Source organism: Pseudomonas sp. Q1 (genome assembly GCF_009935975.1).
GTDB classification, from domain to species: Bacteria; Pseudomonadota; Gammaproteobacteria; order Pseudomonadales; family Pseudomonadaceae; genus Aquipseudomonas; species Aquipseudomonas palleroniana.
Window position 1 is genome coordinate 585,064 of sequence record NZ_QODI01000001.1, and the last position, 19,458, is coordinate 604,521.

The 19,458-nt window shown below is 62.3% G+C and carries 18 protein-coding genes; 6 read left to right on the plus strand and 12 right to left on the minus strand.

The features are described from left to right. Positions 1-469: 469 nt before the first annotated feature. On the plus strand, positions 470-721 hold the full coding sequence (locus DK870_RS02455; protein ID WP_161547803.1) for a DUF6124 family protein: 252 nt from the start codon (positions 470-472) through the stop codon (positions 719-721). 64 nt (positions 722-785) lie between these two features. On the opposite strand, the gene DK870_RS02460 is transcribed toward DK870_RS02455, so the two are convergent. The 4 genes from DK870_RS02460 to DK870_RS02475 are packed head-to-tail and all read right to left on the minus strand — an operon-like array spanning position 786 to position 3,431. Further along, positions 786-1,109 (minus strand): DNA-binding protein, encoded by a 324-nt coding sequence (locus DK870_RS02460; protein WP_046485680.1) that lies wholly within the window; start codon positions 1,107-1,109, stop codon positions 786-788. Between the two features lie 5 nt (positions 1,110-1,114). Continuing rightward, positions 1,115-1,447: a type II toxin-antitoxin system RelE/ParE family toxin gene (locus DK870_RS02465; protein WP_161547804.1), complete on the minus strand. Its 333-nt coding sequence runs from the start codon at positions 1,445-1,447 to the stop codon at positions 1,115-1,117. A gap of 56 nt (positions 1,448-1,503) precedes the next feature. Further along, positions 1,504-2,229, minus strand: coding sequence for a cobalt-precorrin-6A reductase (locus DK870_RS02470; RefSeq protein WP_161547805.1), 726 nt, complete (start codon positions 2,227-2,229; stop codon positions 1,504-1,506). Continuing rightward, positions 2,226-3,431: a bifunctional cobalt-precorrin-7 (C(5))-methyltransferase/cobalt-precorrin-6B (C(15))-methyltransferase gene (locus tag DK870_RS02475; RefSeq protein ID WP_060755034.1), complete on the minus strand. Its 1,206-nt coding sequence runs from the start codon at positions 3,429-3,431 to the stop codon at positions 2,226-2,228. Before DK870_RS02475 ends, DK870_RS02470 begins: the two co-directional genes overlap by 4 nt. 38 nt (positions 3,432-3,469) lie before the next feature. Between DK870_RS02475 and cobG the strand changes: the two genes are divergently transcribed. The 5 genes from cobG to DK870_RS02500 all read left to right on the plus strand — a co-directional run bounded on the left by cobG (position 3,470) and on the right by DK870_RS02500 (position 8,819). Beyond that, positions 3,470-4,816, plus strand: coding sequence for a precorrin-3B synthase (cobG, locus tag DK870_RS02480; RefSeq protein WP_161547806.1), 1,347 nt, complete (start codon positions 3,470-3,472; stop codon positions 4,814-4,816). Continuing rightward, complete coding sequence (locus tag DK870_RS02485) at positions 4,809-5,435, plus strand: precorrin-8X methylmutase (RefSeq protein ID WP_090367047.1); 627 nt, start codon at positions 4,809-4,811, stop codon at positions 5,433-5,435. The genes cobG and DK870_RS02485 overlap by 8 nt, the downstream gene beginning before the upstream one ends. Beyond that, positions 5,435-6,166, plus strand: coding sequence for a precorrin-2 C(20)-methyltransferase (locus DK870_RS02490; protein ID WP_161547807.1), 732 nt, complete (start codon positions 5,435-5,437; stop codon positions 6,164-6,166). Before DK870_RS02485 ends, DK870_RS02490 begins: the two co-directional genes overlap by 1 nt. Further along, a complete protein-coding gene (gene cobJ, locus DK870_RS02495; RefSeq protein ID WP_161547808.1) occupies positions 6,166-7,803 on the plus strand; it encodes a precorrin-3B C(17)-methyltransferase in 1,638 nt (545 codons plus the stop codon). The genes DK870_RS02490 and cobJ overlap by 1 nt, the downstream gene beginning before the upstream one ends. A gap of 236 nt (positions 7,804-8,039) precedes the next feature. Then, positions 8,040-8,819 carry a hypothetical protein gene (locus DK870_RS02500; protein ID WP_161547809.1) on the plus strand — a complete coding sequence of 260 codons (780 nt, stop codon included), beginning with the start codon at positions 8,040-8,042 and terminating at the stop codon, positions 8,817-8,819. On the opposite strand, the gene DK870_RS02505 is transcribed toward DK870_RS02500, so the two are convergent. The 8 genes from DK870_RS02505 to prmA all read right to left on the minus strand — a co-directional run bounded on the left by DK870_RS02505 (position 8,816) and on the right by prmA (position 19,290). Then, positions 8,816-9,412: a MarC family protein gene (locus tag DK870_RS02505; RefSeq protein ID WP_060755028.1), complete on the minus strand. Its 597-nt coding sequence runs from the start codon at positions 9,410-9,412 to the stop codon at positions 8,816-8,818. The two genes, DK870_RS02500 and DK870_RS02505, sit on opposite strands and share 4 nt — an antisense overlap. Positions 9,413-9,622: 210 nt before the next feature. Beyond that, the gene (locus DK870_RS02510; RefSeq protein ID WP_060755027.1) at positions 9,623-12,394 is read right to left on the minus strand and encodes a hybrid sensor histidine kinase/response regulator; all 2,772 of its coding nucleotides are present in this window, start codon (positions 12,392-12,394) and stop codon (positions 9,623-9,625) included. Positions 12,395-12,518: 124 nt separating this feature from the next. After that, positions 12,519-13,811, minus strand: coding sequence for a phosphoribosylamine--glycine ligase (gene purD / locus DK870_RS02515; protein WP_060755026.1), 1,293 nt, complete (start codon positions 13,809-13,811; stop codon positions 12,519-12,521). Positions 13,812-13,940: 129 nt separating this feature from the next. Continuing rightward, positions 13,941-15,548, minus strand: a complete 1,608-nt coding sequence (gene purH, locus DK870_RS02520) for a bifunctional phosphoribosylaminoimidazolecarboxamide formyltransferase/IMP cyclohydrolase (RefSeq protein ID WP_060755025.1) — start codon at positions 15,546-15,548, stop codon at positions 13,941-13,943. Between the two features lie 81 nt (positions 15,549-15,629). Then, positions 15,630-15,950 carry a DNA-binding transcriptional regulator Fis gene (gene fis, locus DK870_RS02525; protein WP_002555375.1) on the minus strand — a complete coding sequence of 107 codons (321 nt, stop codon included), beginning with the start codon at positions 15,948-15,950 and terminating at the stop codon, positions 15,630-15,632. After that, positions 15,947-16,960 carry a tRNA dihydrouridine synthase DusB gene (gene dusB / locus DK870_RS02530; RefSeq protein WP_161547810.1) on the minus strand — a complete coding sequence of 338 codons (1,014 nt, stop codon included), beginning with the start codon at positions 16,958-16,960 and terminating at the stop codon, positions 15,947-15,949. Before dusB ends, fis begins: the two co-directional genes overlap by 4 nt. Positions 16,961-17,145: 185 nt before the next feature. Then, positions 17,146-18,381, minus strand: a complete 1,236-nt coding sequence (locus DK870_RS02535; protein ID WP_161547811.1) for a DUF3426 domain-containing protein — start codon at positions 18,379-18,381, stop codon at positions 17,146-17,148. A gap of 30 nt (positions 18,382-18,411) precedes the next feature. Then, positions 18,412-19,290 (minus strand): 50S ribosomal protein L11 methyltransferase, encoded by an 879-nt coding sequence (gene prmA, locus DK870_RS02540; RefSeq protein ID WP_060755022.1) that lies wholly within the window; start codon positions 19,288-19,290, stop codon positions 18,412-18,414. Positions 19,291-19,458: the final 168 nt, after the last annotated feature.

Below are 19,458 nucleotides of genomic sequence, written 5' to 3' on the forward strand. Positions count from 1 at the left end.
GCGACGCACTGCAAAATCAGTGCATCCCCATCGCGGATGCCGGTGCGAAACCGCGAGAGGGGAGGTTAGAGCGGTGGCTTTTGGCTGAACCAGCCGGCTGGTTCGGAAGTGTTTGTAGGGGAATTCGGCTTCAAGGTGAGGAGCGAAATCGGTGACGGTCCGGCTGATTGTTCGTGCAAACGGAAATATCCGACAAGTCTTTGAGGTTGCCCCTAGGACACTCGATCTCTAGTCTCCGTACACCGCTGTGAACTCAGCGGTCGGGCGTCGCGGCCCGGATAGATCAAGCATTGCCTCCTTTCAGTTGACGCTTTTTTATCGTTTACTGTGCGGCGCTATGGTGGCTGTGCGTGGGATACCCTCGGGTATGCCGGCTTCCTTGATCTCCGGTCCGCGAACCTGCGCACAGCTGCCACCCCATCGCGTCGCGGCGATGAGTGGCAGTTCCACTTAGATTGAGGAGTTCATCATGTTTAAACCCACCCCAAATCCCCCCATCCGGCTCTTCACCGTGGCCGATGAAATCAGCACCGAGGACCTGTTGGTCAACCTCAGCGAAACACTCGCCTCGGCCAATGCACTGAGTTGCGATATTGCGTTTAACCTGGAAGGCTCGAAACGAGAGGAGTTGCTGGGCGTTGCGCAGTTGATTGAGTTGGCGCAGTTGCTTGCGGATCGCGTGCGCGACGGTGTTGGACAAACAATGCCTACGATGAGTTAGAAGCCTTATGTCAAATCGTTCCTGCGTTCACCCGGAGGAACGATTGGTGACGTGGAGCTGTAAATTATGCAGTTGGAACTCCGTGGACCTGCATATCAACGCCCAAGGCTTTTCTAATCACCGCAAAAATCGCCGCAAGGTTATCCATGCTTGGGTTGCCACTGGCTGACAGCATTCGGTGCAGGCTTTTACTCGGTTTGGCGGTTTCTTTCGCAAGTCCCTCGAAACCCACCGTTGCGTTAACTAGATCACGCAGAATCACGCGTGAAATTTCCGGTTCACCATTGAGAAACAGCGTAGCTGCCTCGTCAAGGAGCGCTTGGGCAAATTCAGGGTCGCGCTGAGCACGTTCGGCGATGGTGTGTTTGTAGCTGCGGGTTAGCGCCATGCGGGTCACCTCTTTTGTTCCAGTTTCTTGCAACGCTGATGCTCAATAACCAGCGACTTTACGGCTTTGATATCGCGCTTCTGAGTGGACTTGTCTCCACCACCGAACAGGATGATTAGTCGTTGACCTTCTTGTATGAGATAGATTCTTAGGCCAGGCCCCCAGTCGATGCGGTATTCGCCGATCCCATCGAACCACTTGATGTTGCTGGTGTTACCCATTTCAAGTCGAACCAACGCCGTGGAAACTCTGCTTGCCGCCGGTACACTCAAAGATGAAAACCATTCATCGAACGGGCTCGACTGGTTATCGCGTCGGTATTCTTCAATCTCAATCATCAGCCGTCCTGAAGGTAACAAATAGGTTACTAATCAAGCAAGCGAGCAATCCTGACTTATCGAATGAAATTTGCCAATGCGATGAGTGTTTCTTCAGGCGACAAGAATTCGCGCTCTACTAGAGCCAACACCGGCCGCTTCAACACCAGCACCGGCACCCCTCGCTCCCTCGCCACTTCCAGCTTCGGCTCCGTCGCTGCGCTACCGCTGTTCTTGCTGATCAACACATCAATCGCGCGCCGTTCAAACAACGCGCGTTCGTCTTCGATCAAAAACGGCCCACGTGCGCCGATCACTTCACACCGCTCATTCCCCGGATACACGTCCAGCGCGCGCAGTGTCCAGAACTGGTCAACCGGGATTTCATCGAGGTGCTGCAACGGTTCGCGGCCCAACGTGAACAGGGGGCGCTTGAAGGGTTTTAGGGCGGCGATCAAGTCGGCCCAATCGCTGACCTCGCGCCAATCATCCCCGGCCTGCGGCTGCCATGCCGGACGCCGCAGCGCCCAGCATGGGATGTCGCTCAACTGTGCAGCCTCGGCGGCATTGCGGCTGATCTGCGCCGCGTAGGGGTGGGTCGCGTCGAGAATCAGGCCAATCCCCTCGTCCCGAACAAACGCCGCCAAGCCCTCGGCGCCGCCGTAGCCGCCAACCCGCACCTGGCACTTGAGGTCCGTCGGCACGCGGCCCACCCCGGCCAGACTGTAGATATGCTCCGGCCCCAGAGTCCGCGCAATTGCCAGTGCCTCGGTCACGCCGCCCAGCAGCAAGATGCGTTTCATAGCGGCTTGACCACTTCAAGCAGCGTGATCGGCAACGCCTGGCGCCAGGTATCGAACTCGCCCAGCGGCTGCGCCTGCGCCACATGGACACGGGTCAGCTCGCCGCCATGCTGGGCGCGCCAGTTCATCAAGGTCATTTCGCTTTGCAGGGTCACGGCATTGGCGACCAGCCTTCCACCAGGCCGCAGCTGTTGCCAGCAGGTCTCGAGCACGCCGTCGCGGGTGACGCCGCCGCCGATGAAGATCGCGTCCGGTGCTTCCAGACCGCGTAACGCCTCGGGAGCCTTGCCGCGAACCAGTTGCAGCCCAGGCACGCCCAGCGCATCGCGGTTGTGTTCGATCAGGCCCTGGCGACCTTCATCCGCTTCAATCGCCAGCGCACGGCAACTGGGGTGCGCACGCATCCATTCGATACCAATGGAGCCGCTGCCCGCGCCCACATCCCACAGCAGTTCACCGGGCATCGGCGCGAGGCGGGCCAGGGTCATGGCGCGCACGTCGCGCTTGGTCAATTGACCGTCGTGCTTGAAGGCGGAATCGGGCAGGCCCGCCAGGCGTGACAGGCGGGGTGTTGCGCAGGAGGCTACGCAGTCGATGGCGACCAGGTTCAAATCGGCGACTGAAGCCTGTTGCCAATCAGCCGCCAAACCGTCGATACGCCGCTCGTCCGCGCCGCCCAGGTGTTCGAACACGCTCAACCGGCTGGGCCCGAACCCGGATTCAGCCAGCAACGAGGCGATCGCAGCAGGGCTGCGACCGTCGTTGCTCAACACCAGCAACCGCACGCCGCTGGCCAAGTGCATATTCAGCGCCGCCAAGGGCCGGGCCACCACGGATAACGTCACCACTTCCTGCAATGGCCAGCCCAATCGCGCCGCCGCCAGCGACACCGACGACGGCGCCGGCACTATCAGCGACTCTGCCGCCGGCACCTGCCGCGCCAGGCTGGCGCCCACGCCATAGAACATCGGATCGCCGCTGGCCAGCACGCACACCGGTTCGCCACGCCGAGCCAGCACCGGCTCCAGGGAAAACGGGCTTGGCCACACTTGGCGCTCACCCCGAATGCATACCGGCAACAGGTCCAGCTGGCGCTGGCCGCCTATGATCCGCGTGGCGCGCAACAGGGCATGCCGGGCATTCCTGCCCAGCCCCTTGAAGCCGTCTTCACCGATGCCTACAACCGTCAGCCAGGGCGACATATCAATTCCTTGAACGACATCCGACGGGCAGGCTTTTCATGCCGCCGGACAAAGCAGGCATAATACCGCGCCTTGACCCGTCAACCGGTAGCCCCGTGAACCCAACGCCCGCTGTGAATACCTTGCGCCCCTCGGCTTGTCCGGGGTTGCTGCGTATTGTCCAGGCGCTGGATGGCGGCATTTGCCGGGTCAAACTGGCGGGCGGTTCAATCACCGCCGCCCAAGCCAGCGCCGTGGCAGACGCGGCCCAGGCCTATGCCGGTGGGGTGATCGAGGCGACCAACCGCGCCAACCTGCAGATTCGCGGAATCGGTGCCGACCAGGAAGCGCTGATTGCGACGCTGCTGGCCGCAGGTCTTGGCCCCCGCAACGCCGGCGGCGACGACGTGCGCAACCTGATGCTCAGCCCCAGCGCCGGTATCGACCCGCAAATGCTGTTCGACACTCGCCCGTTGGCCGACCAGATTCTCGCCACCTTGCAAAGCCATCCGCGCTTTCATGAGCTGTCGGCCAAGTTCGCGGTGCAGCTGGATGGTGGCGAAGCCCTGGCGATGCTCGAACATCATCACGATCTGTGGCTGTCGGCGTTTGTACGCGACGGCCAGACGCTGCTCGCGTTCGGCCTGGCCGGTTGCCCTGGGCTGAATGCACCGTTGGGCGCCGTACCGCTGGAGCAGGGCCATGCCCTGGTGGTGGTGGTCCTGGAAGCGTTCCTCGATCTGGCGAGCCCTGCGCAAACCCGCATGCGCCATCTGCCCGTGGAGAGTGTGTTGGGCCGTCTCAACCTGCCGCTGCTGTCCACCGACGGCTTCAAACGCCCGCCCAGCGGTGCGTTGCTGCACCTCGGAACCTATCCACAGGAGCAAAAGAACCAGTTCTACGTCGCGGCTATCGCCCCGTTGGGCCGCCTGGATTCGACGATGCTCAAAGGCGCTGCGCAACTGGCCAACGAGTACGGCGACGGCACCTTGCGTTTCACGCCTTGGCAGGGCGTGCTACTGCCCTACGTCGAAAAGCCGCACGCAGTGACCCAACGCCTGGCGCAGTTGGGCTTTCTCTGTTCTATCGAGCAGCCCCTGGCGCGCATGATCGCCTGCACCGGCTCCAGCGGCTGCGGCAAAGCCCTGGCCGACACCAAGGCTGACGCGGTGCAACTCGCCGCGTTGCACCCCGGCCATGACGTGCACCTGTCCGGCTGCCCGCGTTCCTGCGCCGCCGCGCACACCGCGCCGGTCACGCTGCTGGCGGTAAGCCCGGGTCACTACGACCTCTATTTTCGTGATCCAGCCAAACCCGGTTTCGGCCGGCTGCACGCGCACAACCTTTCCATTGAAGCGACGGGCGCCTTGCTACGCGCCCGCCCACGGAGCAACACCGATGATTGATTACATCCGCGACGGTCAGGAGATCTATCGCAACTCCTTTGCCATTATTCGCGCGGAAGCCAAGTTGGACCGTATCCCGGCCGACCTGGAAAAACTCGCGGTGCGCGTGATTCATGCGTGCGGCATGGTCGAGGCAATCGACGGCCTGCAGTTTTCCGAAGGCGCGGGCCAGGCCGGGCGCGCTGCGTTGGCCGCTGGCGCGCCGATTCTGTGTGATGCGCGAATGGTCTCCGAAGGCGTGACCCGAGCACGCCTGCCGGCCAATAACCCCGTGATCTGCACCCTGCGCGACGACAGCGTGCCGCAATTGGCGAGGGAGCTGGGCAACACCCGTTCCGCTGCCGCCCTGGAGCTGTGGCGCCCGCACCTGGAAGGTAGCGTGGTGGTGATCGGCAACGCGCCGACGGCCTTGTTCTACTTGCTGGAAATGCTCGACGCCGGCGCCCCGAAACCGGCATTGATCCTGGGTTTCCCGGTGGGGTTTGTCGGCGCTGCCGAATCCAAGGCCATGCTTGCAGCCGATAGCCGTGGCGTGCCCTTTGTGATCATGCAGGGCCGCCTGGGCGGCAGTGCGATGGCTGCCGCTGCGGTCAACGCCTTGGCCACGGAGGTCGAATAATGCCGGTACGCGGACGTTTGATCGGCCTGGGCGTCGGCCCCGGTGACCCGGAACTCATCACCCTCAAGGCCCTGCGCCTGCTGCGCGAATCGCCGGTGGTGGCGTACTTCGTGGCCAAGGGCAAGAAGGGCAACGCCTTCGGCATCATCGAAGAGCACCTGGTGCCGCAGCAGACCCTGATGCCGCTGGTGTACCCGGTGACCACCGAGGTGTTGCCGGCACCGATGTCCTATGAACAGGTCATCAGCGATTTCTACGACGCCGCCAGTGTCGACGTGGCCGCGCACTTGGACGCCGGCCGCGACGTGGCGGTGATCTGCGAAGGCGACCCGTTCTTCTATGGCTCCTACATGTACCTGCACGACCGCCTGGCCGAACGCTATGAAGCCCAGGTCATTCCGGGGGTGTGTTCGATGCTCGGTGGTGCGTCGGTGCTCGGCGCGCCGTTGGTGTATCGCAACCAGAGCTTGTCGGTGCTTTCGGGCGTGTTGCCCCACGACGATCTCAAGCGCCGCCTGGCGGACGCCGATGCCGCGGTGATCATGAAGTTGGGGCGCAACTTTCCCAAGGTGCGCCAGGTGCTCGAAGAGCTCGGCCTGGCCAAGCGTGCGCTGTATGTGGAGCGCGCGACCATGGCCAACCAGAAGATCGTACCGCTGGACCAGGTGGATCCGGCTTCGTCGCCGTACTTTTCGTTGATCATCGTACCCGGTGAACGGTGGCAAGGTTGATGAGCCCAGCGATTGTCATCCTCGGCCAGGGCAGCCTGGCCACTGCGCGCAAGATCCAGCAGGTGTACCCCGGCGCCTTGATCTACGGCCTGGCGGCTCGGGTCGACGGCGCCGACCGGGTCTACAGTGAGTTCGGTACGACCCTGCGCCAGCTCTATCAACAAGGCACGCCGCTGATTGCGCTGTGCGCCGCCGGCATTGTGATCCGCACCCTGGCGCCGCTGCTGCTGGAAAAGGGCGAAGAACCCGCCGTGCTGGCGGTTGCCGAAGACGGTAGCGCCGTGGTGCCGCTGCTCGGCGGGCTGGGCGGCGTGAACGTCATGGCACGCGACATTGGTGCTGCGCTGCAGGTGGCCGCTGCGATTACCACCAGTGGCGAGCTGCGTTTCGGCACTTGTCTGCTCAACCCGCCCAAGGGCTATGAGTTGGCGGATCTGGAGCTGGGCAAGCGCTTCGTTTCCGACCTGCTGGCCGGTGAAAGGGTACGCATCGAGGGCGTAGCGCCGTGGTTGGACCAGGCCAACCTGCCCCAGGACGCACAGGCACGCCTGGCGATTCACGTGGGCAATGCCGAGCGCAGCCCAGTCCCCGATGAATTGCTGATTTATCCGAAGAACGTGAGCGTAACCTGCAAACCAGGTGCACAACTGGCTGAGCGTGTGCGCACGGCGCTGGGTGAGGCGGGTATCGCCGTGCAATCCCTGGCGTGCCTGCTGGCCAGCGATACGCACATGGCTGAAGCGTCGTTGCACGCAGCGGCGTTGGAGCTGGGTGTACCGCTGCGTTTCGTCAGTGCCGGCCGCGATGCCGATATCGTCATCGATGTCGCCGAGCAACCATTGGACCTGTCGCAAGTCGGCCGGGTGCGTGGCCGCCTTGCCGTGATCGGCCTCGGCCCTGGCGCCGCCGAATTGATGGTGCCGGCGGTCAAGGCTGAACTGGCGCGTTGCACCGACGTACTGGGTTACGAAACCTACGTGCGCATGGCCGGCCCGTTTCGTGACGATCAGGTGCAGCACTGCACCGATAACCGCGAAGAAATGCAGCGCGCGCGCCACGCTTTCGAGCTGGCGGCCCAGGGGCGCTCGGTGGTGGTGGTGTCGTCCGGCGACCCGGGCGTGTTCGCCATGGCCGCCGCGGTGATCGAGGCTTTGCACGAGTCCACCGACCCGACGTGGCATCAGGTCGACCTGCAAATCCTGCCGGGTGTCTCGGCCTCGCTCGCCACCGCCGCCCAGGCGGGGGCGCCGTTGGGCCATGACTTCTGTGTGATGTCGCTGTCGGACAACCTCAAGCCGTGGTCGATCATCGAAAAACGCCTGGACCTCGCGTCCCAGGCCGATCTGGCGCTGGCGTTCTACAATCCGATCTCCCGCTCACGCCCGTGGCAGCTGGGGCGTGCACTGGAAATCGTGGCACTGCACCGCACGCCTGAAACGCCCGTGGTGCTGGGGCGCGATATCGGTCGTCCGGGCCAGACCCTGCGTGTCACTACGTTGGGGCAACTGACGCCGGAGCAGGTGGACATGCGCACCATGGTGTTGATCGGCTCGTCCACTACCTGCACATTCCCGCGTGCCGGTGGCGGTCAATGGGTATATACACCGCGCTGGTACGGCGAAAAGCCTGCGTCCTGAAAGCGCTTCATTGGTCGCCGGAAAGCTCCGAATGACCCAGGGATTTTCCTGGCGTCGTTCGGGGCTTTTTCTTTTTTCTGCGACGAAATCCGCCAGCCTGCCCGTCACGCGGCGTGATTGCTGGGCAGCGCGCTTCGCCGGGTTGGGCCAAGGGATTTATAGCGTCTGGAAAGCCCATCAGCCCGTGGACTAGGGTGGACATAAGCCCCGAGTTGGGGTGCTTGTGGAGAATCAAAATGGAGCGACATCACAGAGGGATCAGCAGTACAAAACGGCGCAAGTTGATTGCTGCCTATAAGCTGCCGGGAGCATCAGCCAGGCAGGCGGTTTTACCGCAGGACGCCGAGGACGACTTCAATGCAGCCGTGGTCAACAATGGCGTCATCTCGTTTGCCGAAGGCTTGTCCGGCCTGAACAGGGAGTACGTGCGTAAAAGCTATTTGCTGGCCAGCAGCTACGTCAGCGATGTGCTGAAAGTGCACCGTGGAACCGAGGATTGGTACGACGAATTCATCAAGGTGATGGTCAGCCTGGGGTGGTTGCCGGTGCGCAGCAGCTTCGAGCGGGTCTCACGTATGGGCAAGGGCCTGACCGTGCAATTGGCGGCGCTGAACCTCATCGCCGGCATGCTGGCGTCGAGTGCCTTGTCCGGGCCGCTGCTCACTGCGCTGCCGAAACTGGCGGCCGATGCATTGGAGGCGTTGAAGCAGACGCCGGCGTCGTTCGAGTTGTTCAAACGCAATAGCTCGGTGCATCAGGGCGGTGATTTTGGCCTGGCGTCTTGTGCGCAAACAGAGGGTGGATTGATGATGGTGCTGGTGACCTACAGCACCCGTGGCGTGGATAAACAGGTGGGCTTGCCCTTCCTGGAGTGGGACAGCTCCTCGTTCGAGGCTTTCAGCGGGCAGACCTGCCTGGTGCTGAACACCACGGTGGTCAACGAAAAGACCCTTCAGCTGATGCGCGAGAGTGCGGGAGACAAGGTGCAACTGGCGATCGCCAAGTACCGCATCTAGGGCACCAGGTAACCGCGCACGCCGGTAAAGATGATCTGCGCGGCCAGCGCGCAGACGAACAACCCCATCAGCCGGCTGACAATCTGCAAGCCCTGGTCGCCAAGAATGCGTTCAATGCGGTTGGACAAATACAGCACCACACCGACCGTGAGGCTGGCCAGGGCGATGCTGAGGATGGCCATGATCTTGTCATCCCAATGCGGCTGGCTCACGCCCATCACCAGCAGGGCGCCGATCGTACCGGGGCCGACCGTGAGGGGGATGGTCAGCGGTACGATGGTCACGTCCTGCTGCACATTGTCGGCCTGTACCGCCGACTTGCCCTGGGCCATGCCCAGGGCGGAAATGAACAGTACGCTACCGGCGCCGATGCGGAAGGCATCCACCGTGATGCCGAAGACACTGAAAATCACGCGGCCGAACAGGTAGAGCAGCACGCTCGACACCAGTGTGGCCAGCGCCACTTTCCACGCCAGGCGCCGACGCTCCTTGCTGGAATAACCCCGGGTAAGGCTGATAAAACAGGACAGCACGAAGAACGGGCTGTAGAGCACCAGCATTTTCAGGTAGACGCTGAATAACACGTGGAGCATGTGAGTGGCTCGTGGCGGATAAAGTGTGTGGAGTCTATCAGGCGGCACACACCAAATCTGCAAGGGGCTTTGTAGTGAGCGGGCTTGCCCCGCGCTGGGTGGCGAAGCCGCCCTAAAACCAGACACCTCGGTCTTTCTGAAACACTGCGGCGTTGTTATTGGGGCGGCTCCGCCCCCCAGCGCGGGGCAAGCCCGCTCACTACAAGTTTCTCAGGAGGGGGCGTGTTCCGGGCGCTGTTGACGCTGCGCCACCCAGTATTCCACCAACTCACGTAACTGCGACAATTCCACCGGCTTGGCCATATGCCCATCCATCCCGGCCAGGCGTGCGCGTTCTTTGTGTTCCGACAGAATGTGCGCCGTCAGCGCCACGACCGGCGTACGGATGCGCTGGTGGCTGACTTCCCAGGCACGCAGTTGCTGGGTCGCCGAGAAGCCATCGAGGATCGGCATCTCACAGTCCATCAGGACCAGGTCGTAACGCTGGGCTTTCATGGCCTCCAGTGCTTCTTCGCCGTTGCTGGCGGTGTCCGGGTTGAGGTTGAGCTTGCCGAGCATGCCACGGATCACCTTGGTGGAGATGCTGTTGTCTTCAGCCACCAGGATGCGGAAATCGGCAGGTACGGTGATGGCTGCCGGTGCACTGAGGACGGGGCGTGGCGGCACGTTGCCTTTGCTGCGCTGCGTCAGTTCGTCGGCCAGGGTGGTCTTGAGCGTATACCCGGCCACTGGCTTGGCGAGAATGCGCTTGATCCCGCAATTGCGCGCGATGATCTTGCTCGGCGCGTTGCTGATGCCGGTGAGCATGATCAGCAGGATGTCGTGGTTCAGGCTCGGGTCTTCCTTGATCTTTGCCGCCAGCTGCATGCCGGTCATGCCCGGCATGTTCTGGTCCAGCAGCACCACATCGAAGTAATCGCGCAGGTGCGCCTTGGTGCGCAACAAGGCCAGGGCCTCTTTGCCGGAGGGCGCGGCACTCACGTTCAGGCCCCAGGCCGAGCATTGCTGCACCAGCACTTTGCGACAGGTGTCGTTGTCGTCCACCACCAGCACCCGTGCGCCCTTGAGCGGGCCATCGAGATCGGAGGTCGGGTGTTCCAGACGTTCCGGGTCCAGCGGCAGGGTCAACCACAGGGTGCTGCCCTGATGGCTGCTGCTCTTGATGCCGAACTCGCCGTTCATCAGCAGGATCAGTTGGCGGGCGATGACCAGGCCCAGATGGCCACTCAAACGGGTGGCCGAGAGGAAGTTCTTGCTGTGCAGTTCGCTGTGCAGCAGGGCATCGCGCTCGATGGCGTCCATGGGGACGCCACTGTCTTGCACGGCAATGCGCAGGCGCGGCTTGGGGCTGCGCTCGTCCAGGGCGACGACGATCAGCACTTCGCCTTCGTCGGTTTTCTGCAGGGCGTTTTCCAGCAGGCTCAACAGTGCCTGGCGCAGACGTGTCGGGTCGCCACTGATCACACGAGGCACCTGGGGCTGGATAAAACTGATCAGTTCGACGTTTTGCTGCTCGGCCTTGGCGCGGAAGATACTCAAGCAGTCTTCAATCAGTGCGTTGAGGTCGAACTGCACATCATCGAGCTCGATCTGCCCGGACTCCAGCTTGGAGATATCGAGGATCTCGTTGATCAGCGTGAGCAGCTCATTCCCGGCGCTGTGGATGGTCTGCACGTAGTCCCGCTGTTTGACCGACAACGGCGTTCCCAGCAGCAATTCGGTCATGCCCAGCACGCCGTTCATGGGGGTGCGGATTTCGTGGCTGATCTTCGCCAGGAACTCGGCCTTGGCCGCGATCTCGGCGTTGCTGGCGGCCAGGTCGCGGCTGAGGCTGAAGCGGGTTTCAACAATTGCACGCTGGCGCTCGCCCAGGGCCAGGCTCATCAGTAGGCCACTGAGGCAGATAAAGCTCAGTAGGGTGACGATCAAACCCTGCGGTGCTACCAGTGTCAGGCCGAGCAGGGCCGGCAGGATGATCAGCGTGCCGAGGTTGAACACCACCATGGCCGCCACGAACAAGCGTGCCGGGCGATAGCCTTTCTGCCAGTGGTAGGCCGAGATGAACAGCATGCTCAACCCGGCCAGGGCGACCAGGGCATAGGTGATGATGTTCAGCGGCAAGGTGTTGACGAACAACAGCAGCAGACCGCACAGCACGATGAACAGGATGTCCGCCATCAACAGTTTGTTCAGCGGATGCGGGCCCAGCGGCATGAAGAAGCGGTAGGCAAACATCAGCCCGCAGGGGGCGGTCAGCAATAGCGCGAGGTAGGCGCCGGGCGTCTGGATGGCTTGCCAGTTCGGCAGCCAGGGCCCGATCAGGTTGAGCAACAGCAGCAGGCTGAGCATCAACAGGAACTCGCAGGCGGCCAGCCATAGGCTGCTCCGCGAGCGGTGGTAGGCGAAGCGCGTGAGGTTGTGCAGGATCAGCATCAAGAGGACGCCGAACAGCAGCCCGTAGATCAGCGTCTGGTGCTGGTCGGCCGCCGCCAGTACGGCCGGCTCCAGGGTGATATAGGGGCGCAGCTCATGCTCCGACACCAGGCGCAGGTAGACGTCGAGTGGTTTGGGGCTCTGGGGCATCGGCAGCATGAAGTCGCTGCTCGGTAGCGGCCTTTCAACCTGGGGTTGGCGGGTGCCGGTGGTCTGTTGTTCCACCAGGGTGTCGCCGTCCAGCACATACAGGCTCAGATGGGACAAGTCCGGGGCAAACACCCGCAGCACTTGTTCGTGCTTGCCGGGTTGCAGCCTGAAGCGCACCCACAACGCGCCGTCCGGTTGCGCAGCGGTAATCCGGTCCAGTTCGATGGGGCTGAATTGATTGGTGTAGCGTGAGGAGCGGATGTCGCTCAGTTGCAGGTCGGCCTGTTCATCAAGTAATACCGCCCAACCACTGCCTTGCGCCGCGGCCTGGGCCGGGAACAAGCAGAGCAGTGTCAGCAGGCTGACGGTGAAACCTATGGCGATCCTGAGCCAGCGCACGGCGAAATCCCTTCGTAGGTTGATGCACGTGATGCATGGGTTAACTATGCGCGGGGCGACATGCGTAGGGCAAGGGCCGAAGGCCCTTACCTAACCGAACGGATAGCTACTGGAGAGTAGCGGCTCAGCTGTTCTGGCCACGTTCACGGGCAATGGCGCGATAGCCGATGTCCGTACGGTAGAAACAGCCTTTCCAGTCGATTTTCGCCGCCAGCTTGTATGCCTGTTGTTGCGCCGCGTCGACACTGGCGCCCATTGCCGTGGCGCACAGCACGCGGCCACCCGCGGTCACGACTTTGCCATCCTTGAGCGCGGTGCCCGCGTGGAACACCTTGCCTTCCAGCGCAGCTGCCGCGTCCAGGCCTTCAATCACATCGCCCTTGGCGTAGTCGGCAGGGTAGCCACCGGCCGCCAGCACAATGCCGACGCTCGGGCGAGGGTCCCACTGCGCTTCAACCTTGTCCAGCGCCTGGGCCAGGGCGGCTTCCACCAGCAGCACCAGGCTCGATTGCAGGCGCAACATCACCGGCTGGGTTTCCGGGTCGCCGAAACGGCAGTTGAACTCGATGACTTTCGGGTTGCCGGCTTTGTCGATCATCAGGCCGGCGTACAGGAAACCGGTGTACACGTTGCCTTCGTCGGCCATGCCGCGCACGGTCGGCCAGATCACCTGGTCCATGACGCGCTGGTGCACCTCGCTGGTGACCACTGGGGCAGGGGAGTACGCACCCATGCCGCCGGTGTTCGGGCCAGTGTCGCCGTCGCCGACGCGTTTGTGGTCCTGGCTGGTGGCCATTGGCAATACGTTCTTGCCGTCGACCATCACAATGAAGCTGGCTTCTTCGCCATCGAGGAATTCTTCGATGACGACGCGCGAGCCGGCCTCACCAAAGGCGTTGCCGGCGAGCATGTCGCGCACGGCGTCTTCGGCTTCCTGCAGGGTCATGGCAACGATCACGCCTTTGCCGGCGGCCAGGCCATCGGCCTTGATCACGATCGGTGCACCTTTTTCACGCAGGTAAGCCAGGGCCGGCTCGATCTCGGTGAAGTTCTGGTAGTCGGCGGTCGGGATCTTGTGGCGAGCCAGGAAATCCTTGGTGAACGCCTTGGAGCCTTCCAGTTGGGCCGCGCCGGCGGTTGGGCCGAAGCAATCCAGGCCACGGCTGCGGAACAGGTCCACGACGCCTGCAACCAGCGGGACTTCCGGGCCGACGATGGTCAGGGCGACGTTCTTTTCGGCGAAGTCGGCCAGTTGCTCAAGGGCCAACACGTCGATGGCGACGTTTTCACACTTGGCTTCAATCGCGGTGCCGGCGTTGCCGGGGGCCACGAAGACTTTCTGAACGCGTGGGTCCTGGGCAACTTTCCAGGCCAGGGCGTGTTCACGGCCACCGCTGCCAATGATCAAAACATTCATTTCAAAAACCTCGTTTGGGTCATCGTTCCCACGCTCTGCGTGGGAATGCCTCTTGTGACGCTCTGCGTCACGCTTTGGGACGCGAAGCGTCCCAGGCTGCGTTCCCACGCGGAGCGTGGGAACGATCGATCAGTGACGGAAGTGGCGCATGCCGGTGAAGACCATGGCAATGCCGGCTTCATCGGCCGCGGCGATCACCTCGGCATCGCGCATCGAGCCGCCCGGTTGGATCACGGCGGTTACGCCGGCTTTCGCGGCGTTGTCCAAACCGTCACGGAAGGGGAAGAATGCGTCGGAGGCCATCACCGAACCGGCAACCTGCAGGCCAGCGTGTTCGGCCTTGATCGCGGCGATACGCGCCGAGTTCACACGGCTCATCTGGCCAGCGCCGACACCGATGGTCTGGCGGTTCTTGGCGTAGACGATGGCGTTGGACTTGACGTACTTGGCCACTTTCCAGGCGAAGATCAGGTCGTTGATCTCGTGTTCGGTCGGGGCGCGCTGGGTCACCACTTTCAGGTCGGCGCTGCTGATCATGCCGATGTCGCGGCTCTGTACCAGCAAGCCGCCGTTGACGCGCTTGTAGTCCCAGGCAGCGGCTCGTTCGGCCGACCATTCGCCGCAGGCCAGCAGGCGTACGTTGGCTTTGGCGGCAACGATTGCACGTGCCTCTTCGCTCACGCTTGGCGCGATGATGACTTCGACGAACTGACGATCAACGATCGCCTTGGCGGTTTCGGCATCCAGTTCGCGGTTGAAGGCGATGATGCCGCCGAAGGCCGATTCGGTATCGGTGGCGTAGGCCAGTTCATACGCCTGGCGAATCCCGCCTTCTGCGTCCGGGCTCACGGCCACGCCGCATGGGTTGGCGTGTTTGACGATCACACAGGCCGGCTTGACGAAGCTCTTCACGCATTCCAGCGCGGCGTCGGTATCGGCCACGTTGTTGTAGGAAAGCTCTTTGCCTTGCAGTTGGGTCGCGGTGGCGATGCCCACTTCGGCCGGCTTGGCTTCCACGTAGAACGCCGCGCTCTGGTGCGGGTTCTCGCCGTAGCGCATTTCCTGGGCCTTGATGAACTGGCTGTTGAAGGTCCGCGGGAACTGGCTGCGGCCTTCTGTGCTCAGGGTTTGCGCGGCCTGGTTCACGGTGCCCATGTAGTTGGCGATCATGCCGTCGTAGGCGGCGGTGTGTTCGAACGCCTTGAGCATCAGGTCAAAGCGCTGGGCGTAGGTCAGGCCACCGGCTTTTAGGCTTTCCAGCACTTGGCCGTAGTCGCCGGCGTTGACCACGATGGCCACATCTTTGTGGTTCTTGGCCGCCGAGCGCACCATGGTCGGGCCGCCGATATCGATGTTTTCGATGGCGGTCGGCAGGTCGCAGCCTGGCTTGTTGATGGTAGCTTCGAACGGGTACAGGTTGACGGCGACCAGGTCGATCGGCTTGATGCCGTGCTCGCTCATGATGGCGTCATCGATACCGCGACGGCCGAGGATGCCGCCATGGATTTTCGGATGCAGGGTCTTGACCCGACCGTCCATCATTTCCGCGAAACCGGTGTAGTCCGCGACTTCTACTGCGGCCACGCCGTTGTCCTGCAGCAGTTTGAAGGTCCCGCCCGTGGAGAGGATTTCCACACCCAGAGCTTCCAGCTCCCGGGCAAATTCGAGGATCCCGGTCTTGTCAGAAACACTGATCAAGGCGCGGCGGATCGGAAGGCGGGTAGTCTGGTCGGTCATTTCAATTTCCATCAAAAGCAAAGGAGTCAGCAAAAAAGGCGACCGTTTTTACGCGGGCGCCTTTCTGGGTTGATTGAATGCTTACAGCAAATCGTACTGCTTGAGCTTTTTGCGCAAGGTGCCCCGGTTGAGGCCCAGCAGCTCACTGGCTTTGGTCTGGTTGCCCTTGACGTAGTTCATCACGCTTTCGAGCAAGGGCGCCTCGACTTCCGAGAGGACCAGGTTGTACACGTCCGTGACGGAAGCGCCCTCAAGGTGGGCGAAATAATTGTGCAGCGCCTTCTCGACACTCCCGCGAAGGGTCTGGCCTTCTTCGCTCGGTGTGTTGAGGTGCTGTTTCAAATTGACGTTGTCGCTCACGGGTGTTGTTCCACTCACTAAAGTCTCGGTCATCATCGTCATGCGGCCACCCCCTCTCCGTTCCCTGTCCTCAGGCTCTTTTCGCGCTCGCTGAAGTACTCTCGAACGGTGGTGACCTGTGCTTGCGTATCTTCCAAACGATTGAAGTGGGCGCGAAACTCCCTGGCGCCCGGCAGGGTTGCGAGATACCAGCCGACATGCTTGCGAGCAATGCGTACACCCATCACGTCCCCATAGAAGGCGTGCAGGGCGGCCAGATGCTCTAGCAGAATACGTTCCACCTCGATCAGCTCCGGTGCCGGCAAGACTTCGCCGGTACGCAGAAAGTGATCGACCTCACGGAAAATCCACGGCCGCCCCTGGGCAGCCCGGCCAATCAACAAGCCATCGGCACCGGTTGCGTGCAGCACGCGCCGGGCTTTCTCGGCTGAGTCGATATCGCCGTTGGCAAAGACCGGCATCGACACCGCCTGCTTGATCGCGGCAATGGTGTCGTACTCGGCTTCACCGGTGTAAAGGTCGGCGCGGGTGCGACCATGCACTGCCAGCGCTGTAATTCCTGCCTGTTCGGCGATCTTCGCCACCGTCAGGCCGTTCTTGTTGTCCCGGTCCCAGCCGGTGCGAATCTTTAACGTGACCGGCACATCCACTGCGCCAACAACGGCCTGCAGGATCTCGGCAACCAACTGCTCATCTTTCAACAGCGCGGAACCGGCGGCCTTGTTGCAGACCTTCTTGGCCGGGCAGCCCATGTTGATATCGATGATCTGCGCACCCAGTTCCACATTGGCCCGGGCCGCATCCGCCAGCATCTGTGCATCACCACCGGCGATCTGTACCGAGCGGGGCTCGGGATCACCTTCGTGGATCATGCGCATCCGCGATTTGCGGGTATTCCACAAACTCATGTCGCTGGTGACCATTTCCGAGACTACTAGACCCGCGCCCAAACGCTTGCACAACTGACGAAAGGGCTGGTCGGTGACGCCCGCCATTGGGGCGAGAATCAAGCCGTTCTGCAATGTGTATGGGCCGATGCGTACCGCCGACATAGGACTTCCCTGTTGTGGGGCCGGATCATTAGAGTTCGAAAAAGGGTTGGCATGATACCCGCTCTCGATGACTGGATAAAGGCTGAATTGGATAAAATCTGAGCAGCTATTTCTTTATCGCCGTCGGTTTGGTCGGCGGCGATGCAGTCAATAATCCGTCGCCAAACCTTCGGTCGTGCACCGCTTCACTCGGGCGAGTGAAAGCTCAGGCTGTAATTCACGGCTTTATTGCCCGGGTCGAGGATGTCCAGGGAGATGTGGATGGGAGTTTGCGAGGGCATTTCGCTCACGCCGGCCAGCTCGCCGCTCAGGTATTCGGCGGGTTTGAAGCGACGACTGGCGATCAGGTTGCCGTTCAGGTCCGCGAAACGCAGTTCCAGCAGCGGAAACGGCTGGGAGAACGTCGCACGGTTATAGATGATCGCATCCACCACCAATGCTCCGGCGAATTCCGGGTGGCTGCGCACCACCAGGTTGCTGCTCTTGATATGAGCAATGTCGACCCGTGATGGCACCGTACATCCCAATTTCGGGCACAACTGCTGGAACCAGGGGCGGTAGGCATCCTGGCGCGACAGGTCGTCGAATTGGTAGGCGATGTACTGGCCGGCGAGGCCGCCGGCGGCGATTACTACCAGCAGCAGCCAGAGCAGTCGACGGCCCCAGCCTGACGGACGTTTCTGTGAATAAAGGTGCAGCGGATCGTCTTCCAGGTCCTGGAGGACGTCGTCGTGAACGCTTGCCTGCGGCCGTGCCTGTTTGCGGCGCGGCTGTGATTCCTCGGGAGCGGGCTCTTCCACTTCGTCGATGACCGGCGTCACGGGCGGGTCGAAAACCTCATCCTCAGGGCCTGAACTCAGCGGCGGTTCATCATCCAGATCGTCGATAGGATGCGACATGGACGGTTCGGTGCGCTGCCGGGTCGCAGAGGGTGGTTCGGCGTCATTGGCCTGGGCGCGTTCTTCCGGCGGTTCGCTGAACAGGCTGGCGGCCCATTTTTCTTCCTCGGCCTTGGCGGTGTCGCGGCTGGCGCTGAGGGCGTCTTTTTGCCGGCGGTCGGGGCCCGCCTGGCGGCGCTCTGCGTTCAATGGCTGAGTATGCTGAATCTCACGGCGTTCCAGCTTGGCCAGTTCTTCGTCCAGGTCCAGGTTATCCAGGTCCAGTACTTCGGCGGTCCACTGCTTCTGGCTGATGGCCCGTGGCGTCGCGGGTGCTGCCTCGACGGCGGTCGGTTGTTCAGGTTCCGGCGCAGGTGCGGGTACAGGTGCTTGAGCGCGTTGCTCCAGCAACTGGCGAGCCGCGTTGAACACTTGCAGGCACGAGCCGCAGCGCACCACGCCACGGGCCACGCTCAACTGGGCGTGGCTGACGCGAAAGCGGGCTTGGCAATGCGGGCACTGGGTGACGAAACTGTCGGTCATGCGGCCATCCGATTCAGGCAAGCGCTCATTCTAGCGCCGACGACCGCTGATGCGTACCCAACCATCACGATTGGCGATCGGGTCCAGTTCGAAATCCTCGGCGTAAGCGGCGGCGACATCCTCGCCTTGCTCGGCCAGGATGCCCGACAACGCCAGGCGGCCGCCCGGCTTGACCAGGCTCGACAGTTGCGGCGCCAAGGCAACCAGCGGCCCGGCGAGGATGTTGGCCACCAGCACGTCGGCCTGCACCTGGGGCAATTGCTCCGGCAGGTAGAGCGGGAATTTGTCCTCGGGAATGTGGTTGCGCCCTGCGTTATCGCGGGAGGCTTCCAGGGCTTGCACGTCGATGTCGGTGCCCACGGCTTGCTTGGCGCCCAGCAACAGCGCGGCAATCGCCAGAATCCCCGAGCCGCAGCCGAAGTCCAGTACGTTGCAGTCGGTGAGGTCCTGGCCATCCAGCCATTCCAGGCACAGCGCAGTGGTGGGGTGGGTGCCGGTGCCGAACGCCAGGCCCGGGTCCAGCAGCAGGTTGACGGCGCCAGGCTCCGGTGCGGCGTGCCAGCTCGGCACGATCCACAGGCGCTGGCCGAAACGCATCGGCTGGAAGTTGTCCATCCAGCTGCGTTCCCAATCCTGGTCTTCGATCACTTCGCTGTGATGCTCCGGCAGCGGGCTACCGGTGAGCAATTCCATATGGGCCAGCACGCTGGCGGCATCGGTGCCGTCTTCGAACAGGGCCAGCAGGTGGGTGTGGGACCACAGCGGCGTGGTGTTGAGTTCGGGTTCGAAGATCGGCTGGTCTTCGGCGTCCATGAACGTGACCGAAACGGCGCCTACTTCGAGGAAAGCGTCTTCATAGGTTTCGGCTTGTTCTGGGCTGATGGCGAGACGGACTTGCAGCCAAGGCATGGCAGGCACCTTTGAAAAAATGAGTGTACGACTACATGTGTCGCGAAAGCGCGCAAGTTTACGCGAGAGGCGGGCAGAAGACGACTGCGCCGACGATCGTTCCCACGTTCGTGACGCGGAGCGTCACATGATGCATTCCCACGCGGAGCGTGGGAACGATCACATCAG

Coding starts and splice junctions, on each gene's coding strand:
- DK870_RS02460 (WP_046485680.1), bottom strand. CDS start 1,109: ATGGCGCTAACCCGCAGCTACAAACACACCATCGCCGAACGTGCTCAG.
- fis (WP_002555375.1), bottom strand. CDS start 15,950: ATGACGATGATGACCGAGACTTTAGTGAGTGGAACAACACCCGTGAGC.
- DK870_RS02490 (WP_161547807.1), top strand. CDS start 5,435: ATGCCGGTACGCGGACGTTTGATCGGCCTGGGCGTCGGCCCCGGTGAC.
- cobJ (WP_161547808.1), top strand. CDS start 6,166: ATGAGCCCAGCGATTGTCATCCTCGGCCAGGGCAGCCTGGCCACTGCG.
- purH (WP_060755025.1), bottom strand. CDS start 15,548: ATGACCGACCAGACTACCCGCCTTCCGATCCGCCGCGCCTTGATCAGT.
- DK870_RS02535 (WP_161547811.1), bottom strand. CDS start 18,381: ATGACCGACAGTTTCGTCACCCAGTGCCCGCATTGCCAAGCCCGCTTT.
- DK870_RS02500 (WP_161547809.1), top strand. CDS start 8,040: ATGGAGCGACATCACAGAGGGATCAGCAGTACAAAACGGCGCAAGTTG.
- DK870_RS02465 (WP_161547804.1), bottom strand. CDS start 1,447: ATGATTGAGATTGAAGAATACCGACGCGATAACCAGTCGAGCCCGTTC.
- dusB (WP_161547810.1), bottom strand. CDS start 16,960: ATGTCGGCGGTACGCATCGGCCCATACACATTGCAGAACGGCTTGATT.
- cobG (WP_161547806.1), top strand. CDS start 3,470: ATGCCGCCGGACAAAGCAGGCATAATACCGCGCCTTGACCCGTCAACC.
- DK870_RS02470 (WP_161547805.1), bottom strand. CDS start 2,229: ATGAAACGCATCTTGCTGCTGGGCGGCGTGACCGAGGCACTGGCAATT.
- purD (WP_060755026.1), bottom strand. CDS start 13,811: ATGAATGTTTTGATCATTGGCAGCGGTGGCCGTGAACACGCCCTGGCC.
- DK870_RS02505 (WP_060755028.1), bottom strand. CDS start 9,412: ATGCTCCACGTGTTATTCAGCGTCTACCTGAAAATGCTGGTGCTCTAC.
- DK870_RS02485 (WP_090367047.1), top strand. CDS start 4,809: ATGATTGATTACATCCGCGACGGTCAGGAGATCTATCGCAACTCCTTT.
- DK870_RS02475 (WP_060755034.1), bottom strand. CDS start 3,431: ATGTCGCCCTGGCTGACGGTTGTAGGCATCGGTGAAGACGGCTTCAAG.
- DK870_RS02455 (WP_161547803.1), top strand. CDS start 470: ATGTTTAAACCCACCCCAAATCCCCCCATCCGGCTCTTCACCGTGGCC.
- prmA (WP_060755022.1), bottom strand. CDS start 19,290: ATGCCTTGGCTGCAAGTCCGTCTCGCCATCAGCCCAGAACAAGCCGAA.